This is a genomic window from Elioraea tepida, from assembly GCF_019203965.1.
Classification (GTDB): domain Bacteria; phylum Pseudomonadota; class Alphaproteobacteria; order Acetobacterales; family Acetobacteraceae; genus Elioraea_A; species Elioraea_A tepida.
In genome coordinates, this window is record NZ_CP076448.1 from 558,867 (window position 1) to 575,228 (window position 16,362).

Below are 16,362 nucleotides of genomic sequence, written 5' to 3' on the forward strand. Positions count from 1 at the left end.
CGTCATGGAGACGGGGCTCCCGGTGCTCGCCTTCGAGGAGTCACGTCTGCGGCTCGACCCGGACGAGGCGCCCACCGCGCCGCTGACCCTCGCCGTGCCGCCCGGCGCCCTCGTCACGGCGGATCTGCGCGGACCGCACCGGCGCCGACGCTTCGCCGACGCGGCGTCGGGTCTGTCGCCACCCGTCGCGGGCAACCTGCTGTTCCAGGGGCGCGACTGGCGCGAGGTGCCCCCAGAACACGCCGCGGCGATGCGCGGGCGGATCGGGCGCCTGTTCGCGGGCGATGCCTGGCTTCCCGAACTCGGCACGGACGAGAACATCCTGCTTGGGCCGTGCTTCCACACCACCCGGCCGATCGCGGCACTGCGCGAGGAGGCGGCACGACTTGCGGCGCTCTTCGGCCTGCCGGGGCTGCCGACCGTTCCCCCCGAAGACCTGCCGCCTGAGGATCTTCACCGCGCCGGCCTCGTCCGCGCCTTCCTGAATTCGCTCGCGCTCGTGATCCTCGAGGAACCGCTCGAGATTGACGGAAGCCGTCTTCTGCCGGCGCTGATGACGGCGGTCCGTGACGTGCGCGATCGCGGCGGCGCGGTGCTGTGGCTGACGCGCGGCCTCCCCGGCGCGGTCGATCGCACCCTGCCCGCCACCGCACGCTATCGCCTCTCGCAGGGAGCGCTCCTGCCCGTCGCGGAGCAGGCGGCATGAGCGGCCCAGCACGCCTTCGGCAGGTGAACGAGTGGGTCGGCGGCGTCGTGCTCCTCGCGCTCGCTCTCTTCGTCGCTGCCGTGCTTCAGGCAGGCGTTCTCGGGCCGCTGCTCACCCCCGCTCTGACGCTGCGCGTGATCCTGCCCGAGGAAGGAACGGGCGGCCTCTCCGCCGGGGCGTCGGTCGAGGTCCTCGGCACACGTGCCGGCGAGGTTCGTCGGATCGTGATCGACCCTCGGCAGCAGCTCCATGCCGAGGTACGGCTCGCGACCGGCATGGACACCTTCGTCCGGCGCGACAGCAAGGTGTTCATCCGACGCCAGTTCGGCGTCGCTGGGGCAGCTTATCTCGAGATCACCCGCGGCACGGGCGAGATGCTCGACTGGGACTATGCGGTGCTCGAGGTGACGCGCGAACAGGGGACGGGCGAGAACCTCGGACAGCTCATCGAGGAACTGCGCGCCAAGCTCGTGCCGATGATCGACGATGTCGGGCGAATCACCCGGGCGACCGCAAACACGGTGGAGCGGATCGCGGAGGGCCAGGGCACGGTCGGCCGCCTGCTTGCCGACGACACGCTTGCCCGCGAGCTCGAGACGGCGGCCGCACAACTCGACCGAACGCTTGCCGAGGCGACGCTGATCGTCTCCGAGGTGCGCCGTGCCGCTGCCTCGGCCGGCGCCGCCGCGGAAGGGCTGCCCAGGCTTGTGCAGCTCGCCGAGGCGTCGCTCGCCAATGCACGAAGCCTCACCGCCGACCTCGCCCGTGCCTCGCCGCGCACGCGCGAGATCGCCCGCGATGTGGCGCAAGCCACCGCCGCCCTGCCCGGGCTGATCACGCAGGTGCAGCAGGCCTCGCTCGAGCTCGAGCGCCTGCTCGCAGCACTGCGCGCCAACCCGCTTCTCGGTGGCGGGCGCGGAGCGCCGGAGCCCGAGCGCGTTCCGCCCTCGGAGGTTCGGCCATGAGGCGCGCGGCTCTCGTGCTCGCGCTTGTTCTCGCCGGCTGCGGCAGCAGCGTGCCGCCCGACCCCCCCGACCCCACCCTTGAGCGGACCTCCCGCGCCGCGCTTCTCGCCTGGCGACAGGACCGGCCGGAGCAGGCGGCCGAGCTGTTCCGCCAGGCTCTCGCGCGTGCCTATGCGCGTGACGAGCCGGGGCCGATCGCCGACAACGCCACCGGCCTCGCCGCCGCCGAGCTCCGCCTTGGGCGAAACGCCGCGGCGCGCGATGTCGCCGCCCAGGCACGGGCCGACTTCTCCCGTCGCGCTGCGGCGATCCCCCAGGCGCTGACGCTCGCCGAGGCCGCCGCGGAGTGGCGGCTCGGCAACCCGTCCGCCGCGCTGGCTCTCGCCCGCACGATCACCGCCGGCGAGGGAGCGCCGCGCGCCCGCTTCCTCGAGGGCCTGGTCGCGGCGGATGCGCGCGACCTCGTCGCACTGGATGCGGCGATCGCGGCGATCCCGCCCTCCGGCACGCCCGACCTCGTGGCCGACCTGGCGGAGCTCGAGGGAAGGCGCGCGCTGATCGCGAACGACCCGACCCGAGCCCGCACGCTGCTCGCCGCCGCCGCCGCCGCGCGGCGCGAGGTGCGCGACTATCCCGGCATGGCCAGAGCGCTCGCGCTCGAGGCGGAGGCGGCACGACGCGGCGGCGACACGCGCTTTGCCGGCGATCTGTGGCTGCGTGCGGCCCGGAGTGCGGCGGCGATGGGCAACGACCGTGACGCGCGCGCCTGGTTCACCGCCGCCGAGGCTGCCGGCCGGCCGGCAGCGGATACGTCACTCGTGCGCGGTGCGCGCGAGGGCCTCGCTGCGCTTGCCGAAGACGCCTCGCCCAGGCGCTGAACGCCGCGGGCGAACTCAGGGCGAGAACGCGACGATCTTCCCCGGGTTCATGATCCCCTCCGGGTCGAGGGCGCGCTTGACCGCGCGCATCACCTCGACCGCCTCGCCATGCTCGGCGGCGAGGAACGGCATCTTGCCGTAGCCGACGCCATGCTCGCCCGAACAGGTGCCGTCCAGCGCGAGCGCCCGCATCACGAGCCGGTCGTTCGCCGCTGCCGCGCGGGCGAGCTCGTCTGGGTCGTCGGGGTCGACGAGGAACACGAGATGGAAGTTTCCGTCGCCGACATGGCCGACGAGCGGGGCGAGCAGGCCGTTCGCCTCGAGGTCGCGTTTCGTCTCGAGGATGCACTCGGCGAGCCGCGAGATCGGCACGCACACATCCGTGGGCCATCCCTTGGCGCCGGGGCGAAGCGCAAGCGCCGCGTAATAGGCCTCGTGGCGCGCCTGCCACAGCCGCGACCGCTCCTCCGCCGCGTGCGCGAAGGCGAAGGAGCCGCCGCCATGCTGCGCCGCGATCGCCTCGACGCTCGCGATCTGCTCCTCCACGCTTGTATCGGTGCCGTGGAACTCGAGGAAGAGCGTCGGTGCCACCGGATAAGAGAGCTTCGAGTAGCGGTTGCAGGCCTCCATCTGCACCTCGTCGAGAAGCTCGATCCTGGCGAGCGGGATCTGGGCCTGGATCGTCTCGATCACGGTTGCGACCGCCGACGCGAGATCGGGGAAGGACACCACTGCAGAGGCGATCCGCTCGGGGATGCCCCACAGCCTGAGCGTGACCGAGACGATCACCCCGAGCGTGCCTTCCGAGCCGACGAACAGACGTGTGAGGTCGTAGCCCGCGGCGGACTTGCGGGCACGACGCGCGGTGCGGATCAGCCGCCCGTCGGCGAGTACCACCTCGAGGCCGAGCACGGCCTCGCGCATCGTGCCGTAGCGCACCGCGTTGGTTCCGGAGGCGCGCGTCGCCGCCATGCCGCCGATCGAGGCGTCGGCGCCCGGGTCGATCGGGAAGAACAGGCCCAGGTCGCGCAGATGCGCATTGAGCTGCCGGCGCGTCACCCCGGGCTCGACCGTCACGTCCATGTCCTCCGGCGAGAGCCGGAGGATTCGGTTCATGCGCGAGACGTCGAGGCACACCCCTCCCCGCAACGCGGCGATGTGGCCCTCGAGGCTCGTTCCGGTTCCGAACGGGATGATCGGCACGCGCTCCTGCGCGCAGGCACGCACCACCGCCTGCACCTCCTCGACACTCTCGGCAAACACCACCGCATCGGGCGGGGCGGGAGCGTGCCAGCTCTCGTCGCGTCCGTGCTGGTCGCGCACGGCCTGCGCGGTCGAAAGGCGGTCGCCGAAGCGCGGCCGCAACGCAGCGATCACGGCATCGCGTCGCGCAGGGTCGAGGGGGAGAATGGGGGCGGAAGCGTCCATCTGGCACCGATCTGGGCTCGCGGGCGGTCGATGCTACTGGTTTGATCGAGGTTGATGATTCCTTTGTTGGCCCAGACGTGGGAGTCTGGGCGGATGAGGGAAGGCGTTGAGGTCCGGCTCCGGCCGGGCGACCGGGAGCGGCTTGAAGGCGTGGTCTGCGACCGCAAGAGCCCGCGGCACCACGTCTGGCGGGCTCGGATCGTGCTGATGACCGCGGACGGCGCGGGCACGATGGCGATCCGCGCGGCGACCGGCAAAGGCAAACCCACGATCTGGCGCTGGCAGGCGCGCTCCATGCACGATGGTGCCGAGGGCTTGTTCCGCGACGCCCCGCGAGGCCGCGCCTTCGCTTCCACCTCGCCCGAGCAGATCGCCGCGGTGGTCGAACGCACGCTGCACGACGACCCGCCAGCGGCGACGCACTGGACGTTGCGCTCGATGGGGAAGGCGAGCGGCCTGGCGCCGTCCACCATCCACCGCATCTGGCGCGAGCACGGCCTGAAGCCGCACCGGGTGGAGACCTTCAAGCTCTCCAACGACCCGAAGTTCGTCGAGAAGGTCCGCGGGCCGCAGGCAACGCCCGAAGGACGGTACATCGTTGGCCTCTACGTCAACCCGCCCGAGCACGCCCTGGTGCTGTCGGTGGACGAGAAGAGCCAGATCCAGGCGCTCGACCGCACCCAGCCGGGACTGCCGATGAAGCGTGGCCGGGGTGCCACCATGACGCACGACTACAAGCGGCACGGCACGACAACGCTGTTCGCCGCGCTCGACGTGACGGCGGGCACGGTGATCAGCCAGTGCATGCTCCGCCACCGCGCGGCCGAGTTCATCCGCTTCCTGCGGCTGATCGACAAGCAGACCCCTGCCGAACTCGACCTGCACCTGATCCTCGACAACTACGCCGCCCACAAGACCGAGGCCGTGAAGCGCTGGTTGGCCCGGCATCCCCGCTTCCACCTCCACTTCACGCCGACCTCGGCCTCCTGGATCAACGCCGTCGAGGGCTTGTTCGCCACGCTGACAAAGCGTCGCCTGAACCGCGGCATCTTCCGCTCCGTCATCGAGCTGAACCAGGCCATCCGCGCCTATCTCAATGCCCACAACGCCGACCCGAAGCCCTTCCGCCGGACCGCGCCCGCCAACACCATCATCGGCACGCACCAGCGCGGGAAACCTTCGCTGGTGTCACTCCACTAGACTTTCACCCGATTAATCAGGTCTTCGGCAAGCTGCAGGGCCTGGCTCCCCGCCGCCGCCCACGGAACTCTGGGCGGCCTCTGCAACACCGAGCTGGCCTCGCTGGCGGCGAATGGCCTGCGGCACGACGACCTTTTTTCAGAGCGTGGCTGGATGAGTGGACCCGATCGGCGGGGCCAATAGAACTCGATCGTCGACCGTGTCGTCCTACCGGAGAGGCCCCGGCAGCCATCCCAGGGGAAGCTGGCGGAGCCGGCACGCGACGCCGGGCGGATGGCGAAGCGAAAAGGAAGGCAATCCCGTCATGGAGGAAGTTGATCAGCGCTGCTGTCGGCCGGTTCCGGGATCTACATCCAGGGCGCTGTCGACCTTGCCGATCGCGACCGCCCCGAGGCTGTCCATGCTCGCCGTCGCGGTCCGCTGTTCCAGCCCGCGCTGTTGACGCAACGCATGGCAAGCCGGGCGGCTGAGAACGGTACCAGGTAGACAGAGGAAGCGAGCCCCCAATCCGACGTCACGTCCTGACGCAGCAGCATGCGATATCGAGCTGCAGTGGAGAACGATCCCGCACTCGGACTGCGGCTCGGCCGCCGCGAGGTGCTCGCGTTCGGCTTTGCCGCCGCTCTCGCGGCCGTCGGCACCTGCCGGCTGCCGACGCCGCAGCTCGCGCCCATGCGCTTCGCGATCGCCGGCGGTTTCTATCATGGCCTGCGTCGCGTGCGCGCTCTCCTCACGCCAGGCACGCAGCTCGAGCTTCGCGCCGAGCCCTCCACTCCTTACGACGCGAACGCGGTCGCCGTGCTGATGCCAGCCGCCGGCCCCCATGCCGGGCTCAAGCTCGGCTACCTGCCGCGTCGCGGCAACCGCGAGGCAGCGCTGTGGCTCGCGCGCGGCGCTGTGCTAAGGGCGGAGGTGGTCGGCACGCTCGGCCTCAGGCGTGGCGAGACGATCCCCGACGATCTCGTCTTCACCTCCTATTCCTATGGCGATCCGCTGCTGCGGCTCGTTGAGGTGCTCCCGGCGTCGGTCCGCGGCAGCATGCCAGCGGGCGCTGACGCGGCCGTCTTGGGGACCGCCCGCCGCCTTGCTGGCCGCGGCCGCGTCGACGCCAGCCCGGAGAGGCGACAACGATGATCGCTCCGCCCCCGACGCACGCCCCACCGCGCGCGGCCCCTGCTTGCAGCCGGAGCATCGGGCAACACACCCCCTTGTCACTCTTGCGAAGAGAAGGTGGCGGAGGGTGCGAGTACGTCACGACACGATGCCGAACCGGCGTCGGGAGAGGGGAGGGCGTTCTTGCCGGGCGGCCGGCAGTCGAGCACGCTCCTGACGCAAAGTCTTCTGGGGGGATCCTTTCGATGAACCAACTCGCGTCCGAAGCGTTCCTGTTTCTGACCGACTTCGAGCCGATGCTCTGGCAGAAGCGGCTTCTCGAGATGTTTCTCCGCGGCGAGATCCCGGCCGCGCTCGACCTCCCCACCGGGCTCGGCAAGACCTCCGTCATGACGCTGTGGCTGATTGCCCGCGCTCTCGGCTCCCCGCTGCCGCGGCGTCTCGTCTACGTCGTCGATCGCCGTGTCGTCGTCGACCAGGCCTCGGCAGAGGCGAGGAAACTCCGCGACAGGCTCGCGGGCCCTGCGGCGGAGGGCGTCGCGGCGCGTCTGCGAGAGGGGCTCGGGCTCGACGGGTCGGGCTCGCTGGTCGTCTCGACGCTTCGCGGCGGCCTTGCCGACGATCCCGCCTGGCGCGTCGACCCCGCAGCTGTTGCGATCATCGTCGGCACCGTCGACATGATCGGCTCGCGGCTTCTGTTCGAAGGCTACGGCGTCAGTCGCCGGATGCGGCCGCTGCAGGCCGGGCTCGTCGGCTGCGACACCCTCGTCGTGCTCGACGAGGCGCATCTCGTGCCGCCCTTCGCCGCGCTCGTTCGGGCCGTCGCGGAAGACGCAACGCTTCACGCCACCGCGGCCGACCTGCCCGTCCCAAGGCTCCGGCTGATGACGCTGTCTGCGACCGGACGCGACGGGGCGGACGCGCAGGTGTTCCGTCTCACCGAGAAGGAGGAGGCGGAGCCCTTGGTCGAAAAGCGCCTGAACGCGGCGAAACGGCTGCACATCATGACCGATCCGGTGCCGGCGCAGGATTTGCCCGAGCGGCTGGCGCAAGAGGCCGCACGGCTCGCCGGATCGAGCGCGTGTCCCGCACGCGTCGTCGTGTTCTGCGACAGCCGCAAGCAGGCGCAGGAGGTCGCCGAAACGTTGCGCGCAAAACATAAGCTCGCTTGCCACCTGCTCGTCGGCGAACGCCGCGGGCATGAACGGGCCGATGCGGCCGATCGCCTCGCCGAGGATGGCTTTCTCGCCGGGTCGGCCCGGCCCAAGCAGCCCGCCGTTCTGGTCGCCACCGCCGCAGGCGAGGTCGGCGCGGATCTCGATGCCGATCACATGGTCGCCGATGTCGTCGCCTTCGAGCGCATGGTGCAGCGGCTCGGGCGGGTGAACCGTCGCGGCGAGGCCCCTGCCCCGGCCGAGGTGGTGCTCGTGCCGGCGCAGCCGAATGCGAAAGCGGGGCAGAAGACCGCAGAGGCCACCCGGCGCGCCGAGGCGACCGTGACCCTGCTCCGACATCTGCCTCCCGCCGGGACCGGACGCGACGCGAGCCCCGCCGCGCTCGCGAAGCTCCAGCGGGCTCCCGACCTCGCCGATCTGCGCAGGGCGGCGACAACGCCCGAGCCGCTGCGCCCGGCCCTGACCCCGGCGCTCATCGAGGCCTGGTCGCTGACGGGTCTTGCCGACCATCCCGGCCGGCCGGAGATCGCGCCCTGGCTTCGCGGCTGGACCGAGGACGAGCCCCAGGTCCGCCTGTTCTGGCGGCGCTTCCTGCCCTGGCGCGCGGGCGAGACGCCGCACAGCGCCGAGGTGACGGAGTTCTTCGAGCACGCGCTGCCTTCGCCGGCGGAGCTCCTCGAGGCGCCCAAGCGGCGGGCGATCGAGGTGCTCAAGGAGAGGGCCAAGGAGATGCCTGCGGCGCCGCGATCGGAAGAGACGCCAGCTTTGATCGTGCTCGATCCGTCGCTCCGCTTCGAGCGCGCTCTGACGGTGGGCGAGCTCGCGAAGCTTAAGGACGATGACGCCGGCTTCGCCGATCGCTTCCTTTGCGTATCCGCCGCGCTCGGCGGGCTCTCGGAGGAGGGGCTGCTCGACGACAAGGCGGAAGGGATCTCAGCCGACGCTCCCTCCGCCTGGCGCGGCATCGGCTGCACCGCCGATGCGCCCCAGGGCATGCCCGGCGTGCCGTGGCGTTGCGCGGCAGGTCCGGCAGAGGCGGAGGACCCGCCGGACGAGGGCTTCGTCGAGGCGCACGCCTTCGTTCTCGAGCGCGACGACGAGGGCGCGCCGCTGCGCGTCCTGCGGCTGTGGACCGAAGAGCGCGAGAAGGCGGACCAGGCCCTGGCGCGGAGGGCGCAGACGCTCGTTGACCATGCGTCGGCCGTGGAGGCGGAGGTCGCGTCGATCGCCGAACGCCTCGAGCTGCCGGCCAAGTATCGAAGGATGCTCCGCCTCGCGGCCCGGCTTCACGATTGCGGCAAGGCGTCCGAGCGCTGGCAGGAGGCCTTCGGCGCGCCGAGGGACGGCAGGCCTTATGCGAAGACGGCGGCGCGGCGGGTCGACCAGGCGCTCCTCGACGGATACCGGCACGAGTTCGGTTCGCTCGCCGCTGCGGTGGAGTATCCGGCGCTAGCGGCCCTGCCGCCCGATCTCCGCGATCTCGCGCTGCATCTGATCGCCGCGCATCACGGCCGCGCCCGCCCGACGCTCGAGACGCGCAGCGCCGACCTCCTGCCGAGCCTTGCCGAGGCGCTTGCGCGGGAGGCGGCGCTCCGCTTCGCGCGGCTCGAGCGCCGCTGGGGCGCGTGGGGCCTCGCCTGGTGGGAGGCGCTGTTGCGCTGCGCCGATGCGGCGGCCTCGGCGAAGCTGGAGCAGGGCTGATGGCGGAGGCGTCGATCCCGGTCGATCTGTTCAACCCCGGGCAGGTGTTCGCCTGTCTCGGCTTGCTCGAGGCGTCGGAGGTGCTGGTCGGCGACACCGAGGGCGGGTTCGACTGGTCCGACCCCGGAAGGGTGGTGTTCCGCCTGCGCGCCGCGGGAGAGGAGAACCCGGTGCGGGAGGTGCTCGCGTTCCTTGCGGAGGCGGACGTGACGGCCTGGCTTGCGGACGCGGAGGCCTTCGACATCGCGAGATGGGGGAAGCCCGCGAGGAAGGACAAGCCGGCAGAGGCGTTCTCGATCTCGGGCTGGGAGGCGAAATGGAACGCCCGGATCAGGCAGGTTCCGGGCCCGGTCTTTCCTTTCCCGTTCCCGGACGGCACCGATGTCCTGCCCGCCCTGCTTGAGGCGCGGGGCCGGCGGCTCGTCGTCGACCACTGGGGTGACGCGACGCGGCGCGACCCGTTCAAGCTCTGGGCCGGGGCCGGCGGCATGCCCGGTGTTGCTATTCTCACGCGCGCGCTCGAGCTCGTGCGCCCGAAGCTGCGGGACGATCTCGAGGCGATCGCGGACGATCCCTTCGGGCTCGCGGAGCGGCTCCCGAGCGGCTTCCGCCTCGACTGGCGGCGCGACTACGTCGCGCTCGACATCGGCTTCTCCCCCAACGACCACAGCGCGATCACGATGCTGGGCTTTCCGCTCGTCGAGGTCCTGGCGGTGATCGGCTTGCAGAACGCGCGGCCGCAGCGGCTGCGCCACCTCGAGTACCGCTACGCCGTCGCCGCCGGCCTCCTGCCGCCCACGCTGCTACGCGCCGCGCTCGGCGCGGCAGACCTGCCGCTTGCGATGCGCCGTTTCCGCATGCGCCTTGGCTGGCCCGGGCAGGAAGGACAAGCCCGCTGCATCCTGGAAGCCTTCGAGGAGAGAGCACCATGACCGAGCCGATTGCTGTCACGCGCGAGATGATCGAGGCCTGGGCCGACGACGCCTCCGGCCCGGTCGCACTGCACCTGCGCCAGAAGCTCCTGCCCGTGGAGGGCGAGGACGGGGTGATCTTCCCACCCACCTACGCCGACATCGGCTACAACATCGACACGCTCTCGGACGGAACGAAGGTCGCCACCATCGACTCGGTCGGCTCCCAGGCCAACCGAATCGAGCCGCTGTTCAAGCGCCCGGAGCTTGCGCCGCTCGTGCCGCAGATCACGATCCGCTTCGGCAACGAGAAATCGGTCTCGCTGCTCGACATCGGCCACCGCCTCGCGGATGCCGCCGTCCGCAATTCCACCCTTGCGGATGAGGTCAGGAGCGCCTTCGAGGCCTTGCAGCTGCGCGGCGATGCCGAGCCGATCGCCCGCCTTGCGCCCACCTCGCTCGTGTTCGGCGTCTGGGACTCGCGCGGCGGAGGGTCGAAGGTGCCCAGGCTGATCAACTCCGTGATCCGGGCCTGGCAGGTCGAGGAGCTCACGCGCTCGGCGGTCTACATCCCGCCCGTCGACTATGCCGCGCTTGAGGTCTTCTCCGAAGAGGATCGCGAGACGGCGGAAGGGAACACCAAGAGCCCGCTGGCTCAGAAGGGGTTCGTCCACGTTCCCGCGGGAAGGGCGCCGGGGGGCATCCTCGCGCGCGGCGGCATCTTCCGCGACGTCACCGTCAACCTGGTCGCGCTGCGTCGCCTCAACGAGGGCCTACCGAATGGGCCGACCCTTCGACGCTACGTGCTCGGGCTCACGCTCGTCGCTGCTGTCACCCCCCAGGACGGTTTCCTGCGCCAGGGCTGCCTTCTGGCGCCTGATCCGGCAGCTCCCGCCGCCTGGGTCAGCGTCGGGCGTGACGGGGCGCGCACGCCTGTCGCGCTGCCGGAACAGCTCGTTCTCGCGTTCGCCGAGAGCGCTGCCAAGGGCTTCGGCGTCGCCCCACCACGCACCGTCGAGTTCAGCAGCGACCGCGCTCGCCGTGACGTGGCTGACCAGAAGGCAGGTACAACGACAGGCAGGGGCGGACGGAAGGGCGCGAGCAGGAAGTCCGCAGCTTCCGAAGGCGACGACGGCGACGAGGGCTGACCGTGCCGCGCGTCCTGCTCCTCGCCATCCGGTTCCACGACGGGCGCTACCACGGCGCTGGGGACTGGCCCCCCTCCCCCTTCCGTCTCTTTCAGGCCCTGGTCGCCGCATCCGCGCGCGGCGGGACCCTCCGCGCCGAGGACGAGGCGGCGCTGCGCCTCATGGAGAGCTGGCCTGCTCCTGTGATCGCTTCGCCGCCGTCCCGGCGCGGCCAAGCAGTCTCGCTCTACGTGCCGAACAACGACCTCGATGCGGTGAAGGGTGACCTTGCCCGCATCGACAAGATCCGCACCGCGAAAACGGTCAGCCCCTGGCTGTTCGACCCGGCGATTCCGCTTCTCTACGCCTGGACCCCGCCTGACCCGCCCCCCGACCCGCAACGCTTTCCCGCTCTCGCCGAACGCCTGCACCAGCTCGGCCGCGGCATCGACATGGCCTTTGCTACAGCGGAATGGCTCGACGCCGAAACGGCAGCGGCGCGTCTTGCCGCCCACCCAGGCCCGGTCCACCGCCCGGACGAAAGCGCGCCCCGCGGCACCCTGCTCCGCTGCCCCACCGCGGGCTCGCTCGGCTCCCTCCTCGCCCGCCACGGGGCACAGGCCCGGCGCTTCCAACGCCCCGGTTCCGGTAAGGAGACCCTCTTCGTCCAGCCACCGAGGGCGCTCTCCCGCCAGGTCCCCTACGACTGCCCGCCGACGCACCTCGTCTACGTTCTGCGCCACACCTCCGGCTTCCGCCTGTGGCCGCTTAAGGAGGTCGTCGCTCTCGTCGAGGCGGCGCGCGATGCCGCCGCCACGCGTCTCATCAAAAACGGCCATCCCCAGCCGGAGACCATCGAGCGCCTGCTGGTCGGCCGCGGCGCCGGCCCGGCCGACATCCCCTGCCGGCCGCGCCTGATCCCGCTTCCCTCGATTGGCGCGACCTACGCCGATCACGCCGTCCGGCGCCTCCTGCTCGAGATCCCGCCGCAATGCCCGATCCGCGCCGACGATCTCGACTGGGCCTTCTCGAGCCTCCCGGTCGGGAACGCACGCCTTGTGCGCGCCGAAGCCGCTGACCGGATGCTCCGCCACTACGTCCCCGAAACGGGGGCGCGGCTGTGGCGCAGCGTGACCCCGGTCGCGTTGCCGGCCGTCGAACGACGTGGCCGCACGGGCAGCGAGCGACGCGCGCGCGAGGCCTCACTCGCCGCCTCCCTGCGCCAGGCCCTGCGTCACGCCGGCCTCAGCGACCATCCGGTCGCGATCCGGCTGCAGCGCGAGCCTTTCTCAGGGCGCGGCGCGCGCGCCGAGGCCTTCGCCCGCCCGCCGCGCTTCCCCGCCGGGCGCCTCATTCACGCCGAGCTCCGCTTCGCCACGCCGCAACGAGGCCCCCTTGTGCTCGGGGACGGGCGCTGGCTCGGCCTCGGCCTGTTCCGGCCGATCCGCGAGGTGCCGGGCCTTCTTGCCTTCGCGATCGTCGACGGGCTAGCCAAAACGGCCGATCCCGAGACGCTCGCCCGCGCGCTGCGACGCGCCGCCATGGCGCGCGTGCAGGAGACGCTCGGCCGCGAGACGCTGCCGGGTTTCTTCTCCGGTCATGGCGAGGACGGCGCCCCCTTGCGCGACGGCACCCACCGGCATCTCGCTTTCGCCGTGGATCCGCCCCGGCGGCGGCTTCTGGTCATTGCTCCGCACGTGCTCGAGCGACGGGAGGCAACCGCCGAGGAGAGGGCCCATCTCGAGCGGCTCGACGCGGCAATGGCCGATCTTGCCGAGCTGCGCGCCGGCCCAGCAGGCCTGCTTCGGCTTGCCGCGTCGCCCATCGAGGAGGGTGACCCCCTGCTCGGCCCCTCCCGTGTCTGGGCAAGCCTCACGAGCTACAGCCCCACACGCCATGCCAAGCGCCTCTCCCCCGCCGAGGCGCTCGCCGAGGACTGCCGCGCCGAGTGCCGGCGCCGCGGCTGGCCCGAGCCCGAGGTGGAGGTGCTTCGCGCCTCCGAAGGGCCGCGCGGCGGGCTGAGGGCGGAGCTGCGGCTCACCTTCCCGGTCGCGCGCGAGGGCCCTCTCCTGCTCGGGCGTCTCGCCCATCGCGGCGGGGGGCTGTTCGCCGCCGCGCCGTGAACGAGCCCCTGCCGCAGCCCGAACTGCCGCTCGCCGTGCCGGAGGCCGCCGCGGCCGGTCTGCCGCTCCTGCCCGCGCGTATGCTCAACGAGTTCGTCTACTGCCCCCGGCTCGCCTATCTCGAATGGGTGCAGGGCGAGTGGGCGGAAAACGCCGACACAGTGGAGGGGCGTTTCGCCCATCGCGCTCTCGCCCGCCCGGGCGGGGACCTGCCCGAGGCGGACGGCATCGACGACGAAGCCCGCATCCACGCCCGCTCCGTCACCCTCTCCTCCGAACGCCTCGGCGTGATCGCGACCCTCGATCTCGTCGAGGGCGAGGGCGGAACGGTTCGTCCGGTCGACTACAAGCGCGGCCGCCGCCCGCACGTCGCGACTTCGGCCCATCTGCCCGAGCGCGTGCAGCTCGGCGTCCAGATCCTGCTTCTGCGCGAGCATGGCTATGCCTGCGACGAAGGCATCCTCTACTTCGTCGAGAGCCGCGAGCGCGTCACGGTGCGACTGAACGAGGAGCTCGCGGCGGCGGTCGCGTCCGCCGTCAACGGCCTGCGCCTGATGGCCGCCTCCGCGCGTATCCCGCCGCCGCTCGAGGACAGCCCGAAATGTCCGCGCTGCTCGCTCGTCGGAATCTGCATGCCCGACGAGGTCGCCTGGCTGCGCCAAGGTCGGGTCGAGCCGCGGCCGCTCGCCGTCGCCCGCTCTGAGGCTTTGCCGCTGATCGTGCAGGACAACCGCGCCCGCATCGCCAAGGACGGAGAGACGCTGACGATCTCGGTCGAGGGCGAAACGATCGCCCGCGCGCGCCTCGCCGAGGTGTCGCAGCTCGTCATCCTCGGCCAAGCCGCCCTGACGACGCCCGCCCTGCACGAACTGATGCGACGCGAGATCCCGGTGAGCTGGCACAGCACGGGCGGCTGGTTCCTCGGCCACACCGTCGGGGTGGGTCATCGCAACGTCGAACTGCGCCTGCACCAGTGGCGGCGAAGCTTCGATGACGAATTCTGCCTCCGATTCGCACGGGGGCTCGTGGCTGCGAAGATCCGCAACGCCCGCACCCTGATCCGTCGCAACTGGCGCGGCGAGGAGCCGCCCGATGCCGTGCTCGCCCAGCTCGACCGCGATCGCGAACAGGCCGAGCGGGCGGGCGATCTGTCCGCGCTTCTCGGCATCGAGGGCCTTGCGGCGCGACGCTATTTCGCGGCCTTCGCGCGGTGTCTCTCGGCTGGCGTTCCGGGCCGCGAGCGGTTTGATGCCGAGGGGCGGAACCGCAGGCCGCCCGCCGACCCGGTGAATGCGCTCCTCTCCTTCGCCTACGCGATGCTGGCGCGCGCCTGGACGGTGCAGCTCTCCGCCGTCGGGCTCGACACGTACCGAGGCTTCTATCACCAGCCGCGCTACGGGCGGCCGGCGCTTGCGCTCGACATGATGGAGCCGTTCCGGCCCCTCGTGGCCGACTCAGCGGTGCTTCTCGCCTGCAACAACGGCGAGATTGGGCCGGGCGACTTCCTCGAGCGCGCCGGCGCGGTGGCGCTGACGCCCGCAGGCCGCAAGGCGATCATTGCGGCTTTCGAACGACGTCTCGAGCAGGAGATTACCCACCCTGTGTTCGGCTACCGGGTTTCGTACCGGAGGCTGTTCGAGGTCCAGGCACGACTGTTGGGCCGCTACCTCGCTGGCGAGATCCCCGACCTGCCGCATGTGACGCCGCGCTGAGCCCCGGGATGCGGAGCACCGACCATCTCTTCGTCATCGCCTACGACGTGCGTGACCCGCGCCGGTGGCGCCGGCTCTTTCGGGTGATGAACGGTCGCGGCGAGTGGCTTCAGCTTTCGGTGTTCCAGGCGCGGCTGTCACGGCGCGGGCTTGTCGAGCTGAAGGCGGCGGTGAGCGCTGTGATCAGGCACGACGAGGATCATGTGCTGATCCTAGACCTTGGGCCTGCCGACGATGTGAAGCCGCGGGTGGTGAGCCTTGGCAAGGCGTTCGTTCCGGTTGCCCGGGCACCGATCATCGTGTGAGGTGGGCCAAGGGGTGCTGATCATCAGTGCGCCGAGGCGCTGCGAGCGCTCGGGTGGCGCCTTGGGTCGCGGCAGTACTCGCGGAGTTCTTTGACATGCTGGATCAGAGGGTTATTTTGTGTTCGGGTGACTATGTATGCTCGCTGTTTGGTGGGGATGGGCTGGAGGTTGGGAGCGCTCGCGGGCTGGTCTGGAACCCGTTGGCGTGGTTTGCAAAGGTGGCGGCGGCCTCTTCCCCGGCATTCGTGCCGGGGCCTCATTGAAGGTCGGAACCTGCAGCGTCGCCCGTCTACGTCTACGGTTCTCTTCCCCGGCATTCGTGCCGGGGCCTCATTGAAGGCACCACCAACCCAGCCGATGCGAGCACAGCGCCCACGCGCTCTTCCCCGGCATTCGTGCCGGGGCCTCATTGAAGGCTGTAAAGCCAGTACTAAGCTCGGCCGCTCCCCACACCTCTTCCCCGGCATTCGTGCCGGGGCCTCATTGAAGGATAACCGTTGCGCACGCATGCGACAGCCGCAACAAGCCTCTTCCCCGGCATTCGTGCCGGGGCCTCATTGAAGGGACAACTGGTGCTAAGCAGGTAGTGGATAACCACAAGCTCTTCCCCGGCATTCGTGCCGGGGCCTCATTGAAGTCCGGCATGCACGAAGCGCAAGCAAAGGAACGATCAAATCTCTTCCCCGGCATTCGTGCCGGGGCCTCATTGAAGTTGCGTCGCACGCGGCGCTCTCCGCCCAACGCTTCCACCTCTTCCCCGGCATTCGTGCCGGGGCCTCATTGAAGTCTCCGGTGGCGCGAAACCGAAGCGAAGGAACGCATCTCTTCCCCGGCATTCGTGCCGGGGCCTCATTGAAGTGCGTCGACCAGTGGCGACGGCCACCAATCCGCCAGCAACTCTTCCCCGGCATTCGTGCCGGGGCCTCATTGAAGTATGTCTGTTACGCGGTCGAGCGATATCGCTCGAACGCCTCTTCCCCGGCATTCGTGCCGGGGCCTCATTGAAGTCGCCGAAGTG

12 protein-coding genes and 1 CRISPR repeat array (1 of these 13 cut by a window edge) are annotated in these 16,362 nt (G+C 70.9%); of the genes, 11 read left to right on the forward strand and 1 reads right to left on the reverse strand.

Going from position 1 to position 16,362, the window contains the following annotated elements; translation table 11 throughout:
• Window positions 1–4 precede the first annotated feature (4 nt).
• Genes KO353_RS02670 through KO353_RS02680 form a run of 3 tightly spaced genes read left to right on the forward strand, consistent with a single transcriptional unit; the run spans window position 5 to window position 2,549 of the window.
• On the forward strand, window positions 5–706 hold the full coding sequence (locus KO353_RS02670) for a P-loop NTPase family protein (protein WP_218286230.1): 702 nt from the start codon (window positions 5–7) through the stop codon (window positions 704–706).
• Window positions 703–1,671, forward strand: a complete 969-nt coding sequence (locus tag KO353_RS02675; protein ID WP_218286231.1) for an MlaD family protein — start codon at window positions 703–705, stop codon at window positions 1,669–1,671. The genes KO353_RS02670 and KO353_RS02675 overlap by 4 nt, the downstream gene beginning before the upstream one ends.
• The gene (locus KO353_RS02680; protein WP_218286232.1) at window positions 1,668–2,549 is read left to right on the forward strand and encodes a hypothetical protein; all 882 of its coding nucleotides are present in this window, start codon (window positions 1,668–1,670) and stop codon (window positions 2,547–2,549) included. Before KO353_RS02675 ends, KO353_RS02680 begins: the two co-directional genes overlap by 4 nt.
• A 15-nt stretch (window positions 2,550–2,564) precedes the next feature.
• Here KO353_RS02680 and KO353_RS02685 read toward each other — a convergent pair whose 3' ends face one another.
• Window positions 2,565–3,977 carry an FAD-binding oxidoreductase gene (locus tag KO353_RS02685; RefSeq protein WP_218286233.1) on the reverse strand — a complete coding sequence of 471 codons (1,413 nt, stop codon included), beginning with the start codon at window positions 3,975–3,977 and terminating at the stop codon, window positions 2,565–2,567.
• Window positions 3,978–4,070: 93 nt separating this feature from the next.
• On the opposite strand from KO353_RS02685, the gene KO353_RS02690 reads away from it, so the two are divergent.
• The 8 genes from KO353_RS02690 (at window position 4,071) to cas2 (ending at window position 15,344) form a co-directional block, all read left to right on the forward strand.
• Window positions 4,071–5,177 carry an IS630 family transposase gene (locus tag KO353_RS02690; RefSeq protein ID WP_218286234.1) on the forward strand — a complete coding sequence of 369 codons (1,107 nt, stop codon included), beginning with the start codon at window positions 4,071–4,073 and terminating at the stop codon, window positions 5,175–5,177.
• A gap of 534 nt (window positions 5,178–5,711) precedes the next feature.
• Window positions 5,712–6,311, forward strand: a complete 600-nt coding sequence (locus tag KO353_RS02695; protein WP_218286235.1) for an HIRAN domain-containing protein — start codon at window positions 5,712–5,714, stop codon at window positions 6,309–6,311.
• A 224-nt stretch (window positions 6,312–6,535) separates the two neighbouring features.
• Window positions 6,536–9,166 (forward strand): type I-G CRISPR-associated helicase/endonuclease Cas3g, encoded by a 2,631-nt coding sequence (gene cas3g, locus KO353_RS02700; RefSeq protein ID WP_218286236.1) that lies wholly within the window; start codon window positions 6,536–6,538, stop codon window positions 9,164–9,166.
• A complete protein-coding gene (gene cas8g2 / locus KO353_RS02705) occupies window positions 9,166–10,098 on the forward strand; it encodes a type I-G CRISPR-associated protein Cas8g2 (protein ID WP_218286237.1) in 933 nt (310 codons plus the stop codon). The genes cas3g and cas8g2 overlap by 1 nt, the downstream gene beginning before the upstream one ends.
• The gene (gene cas7g / locus KO353_RS02710; protein ID WP_218286238.1) at window positions 10,095–11,225 is read left to right on the forward strand and encodes a type I-G CRISPR-associated RAMP protein Csb1/Cas7g; all 1,131 of its coding nucleotides are present in this window, start codon (window positions 10,095–10,097) and stop codon (window positions 11,223–11,225) included. The genes cas8g2 and cas7g overlap by 4 nt, the downstream gene beginning before the upstream one ends.
• Before the next feature lie 2 nt (window positions 11,226–11,227).
• On the forward strand, window positions 11,228–13,327 hold the full coding sequence (gene csb2 / locus KO353_RS02715) for a type I-G CRISPR-associated protein Csb2 (RefSeq protein ID WP_218286239.1): 2,100 nt from the start codon (window positions 11,228–11,230) through the stop codon (window positions 13,325–13,327).
• Complete coding sequence (gene cas4g/cas1g / locus KO353_RS02720) at window positions 13,324–15,039, forward strand: CRISPR-associated endonuclease Cas4g/Cas1g (RefSeq protein ID WP_235691995.1); 1,716 nt, start codon at window positions 13,324–13,326, stop codon at window positions 15,037–15,039. Before csb2 ends, cas4g/cas1g begins: the two co-directional genes overlap by 4 nt.
• An 8-nt stretch (window positions 15,040–15,047) precedes the next feature.
• Entirely contained in the window at window positions 15,048–15,344 is a 297-nt protein-coding gene (cas2, locus tag KO353_RS02725; protein WP_218286240.1) for a CRISPR-associated endonuclease Cas2, read from the forward strand.
• Window positions 15,345–15,573: 229 nt separating this feature from the next.
• A CRISPR array of direct repeats spans window positions 15,574–16,362; the repeat unit is 37 nt; unit sequence CTCTTCCCCGGCATTCGTGCCGGGGCCTCATTGAAGT; it runs 5,201 nt beyond the window's last position.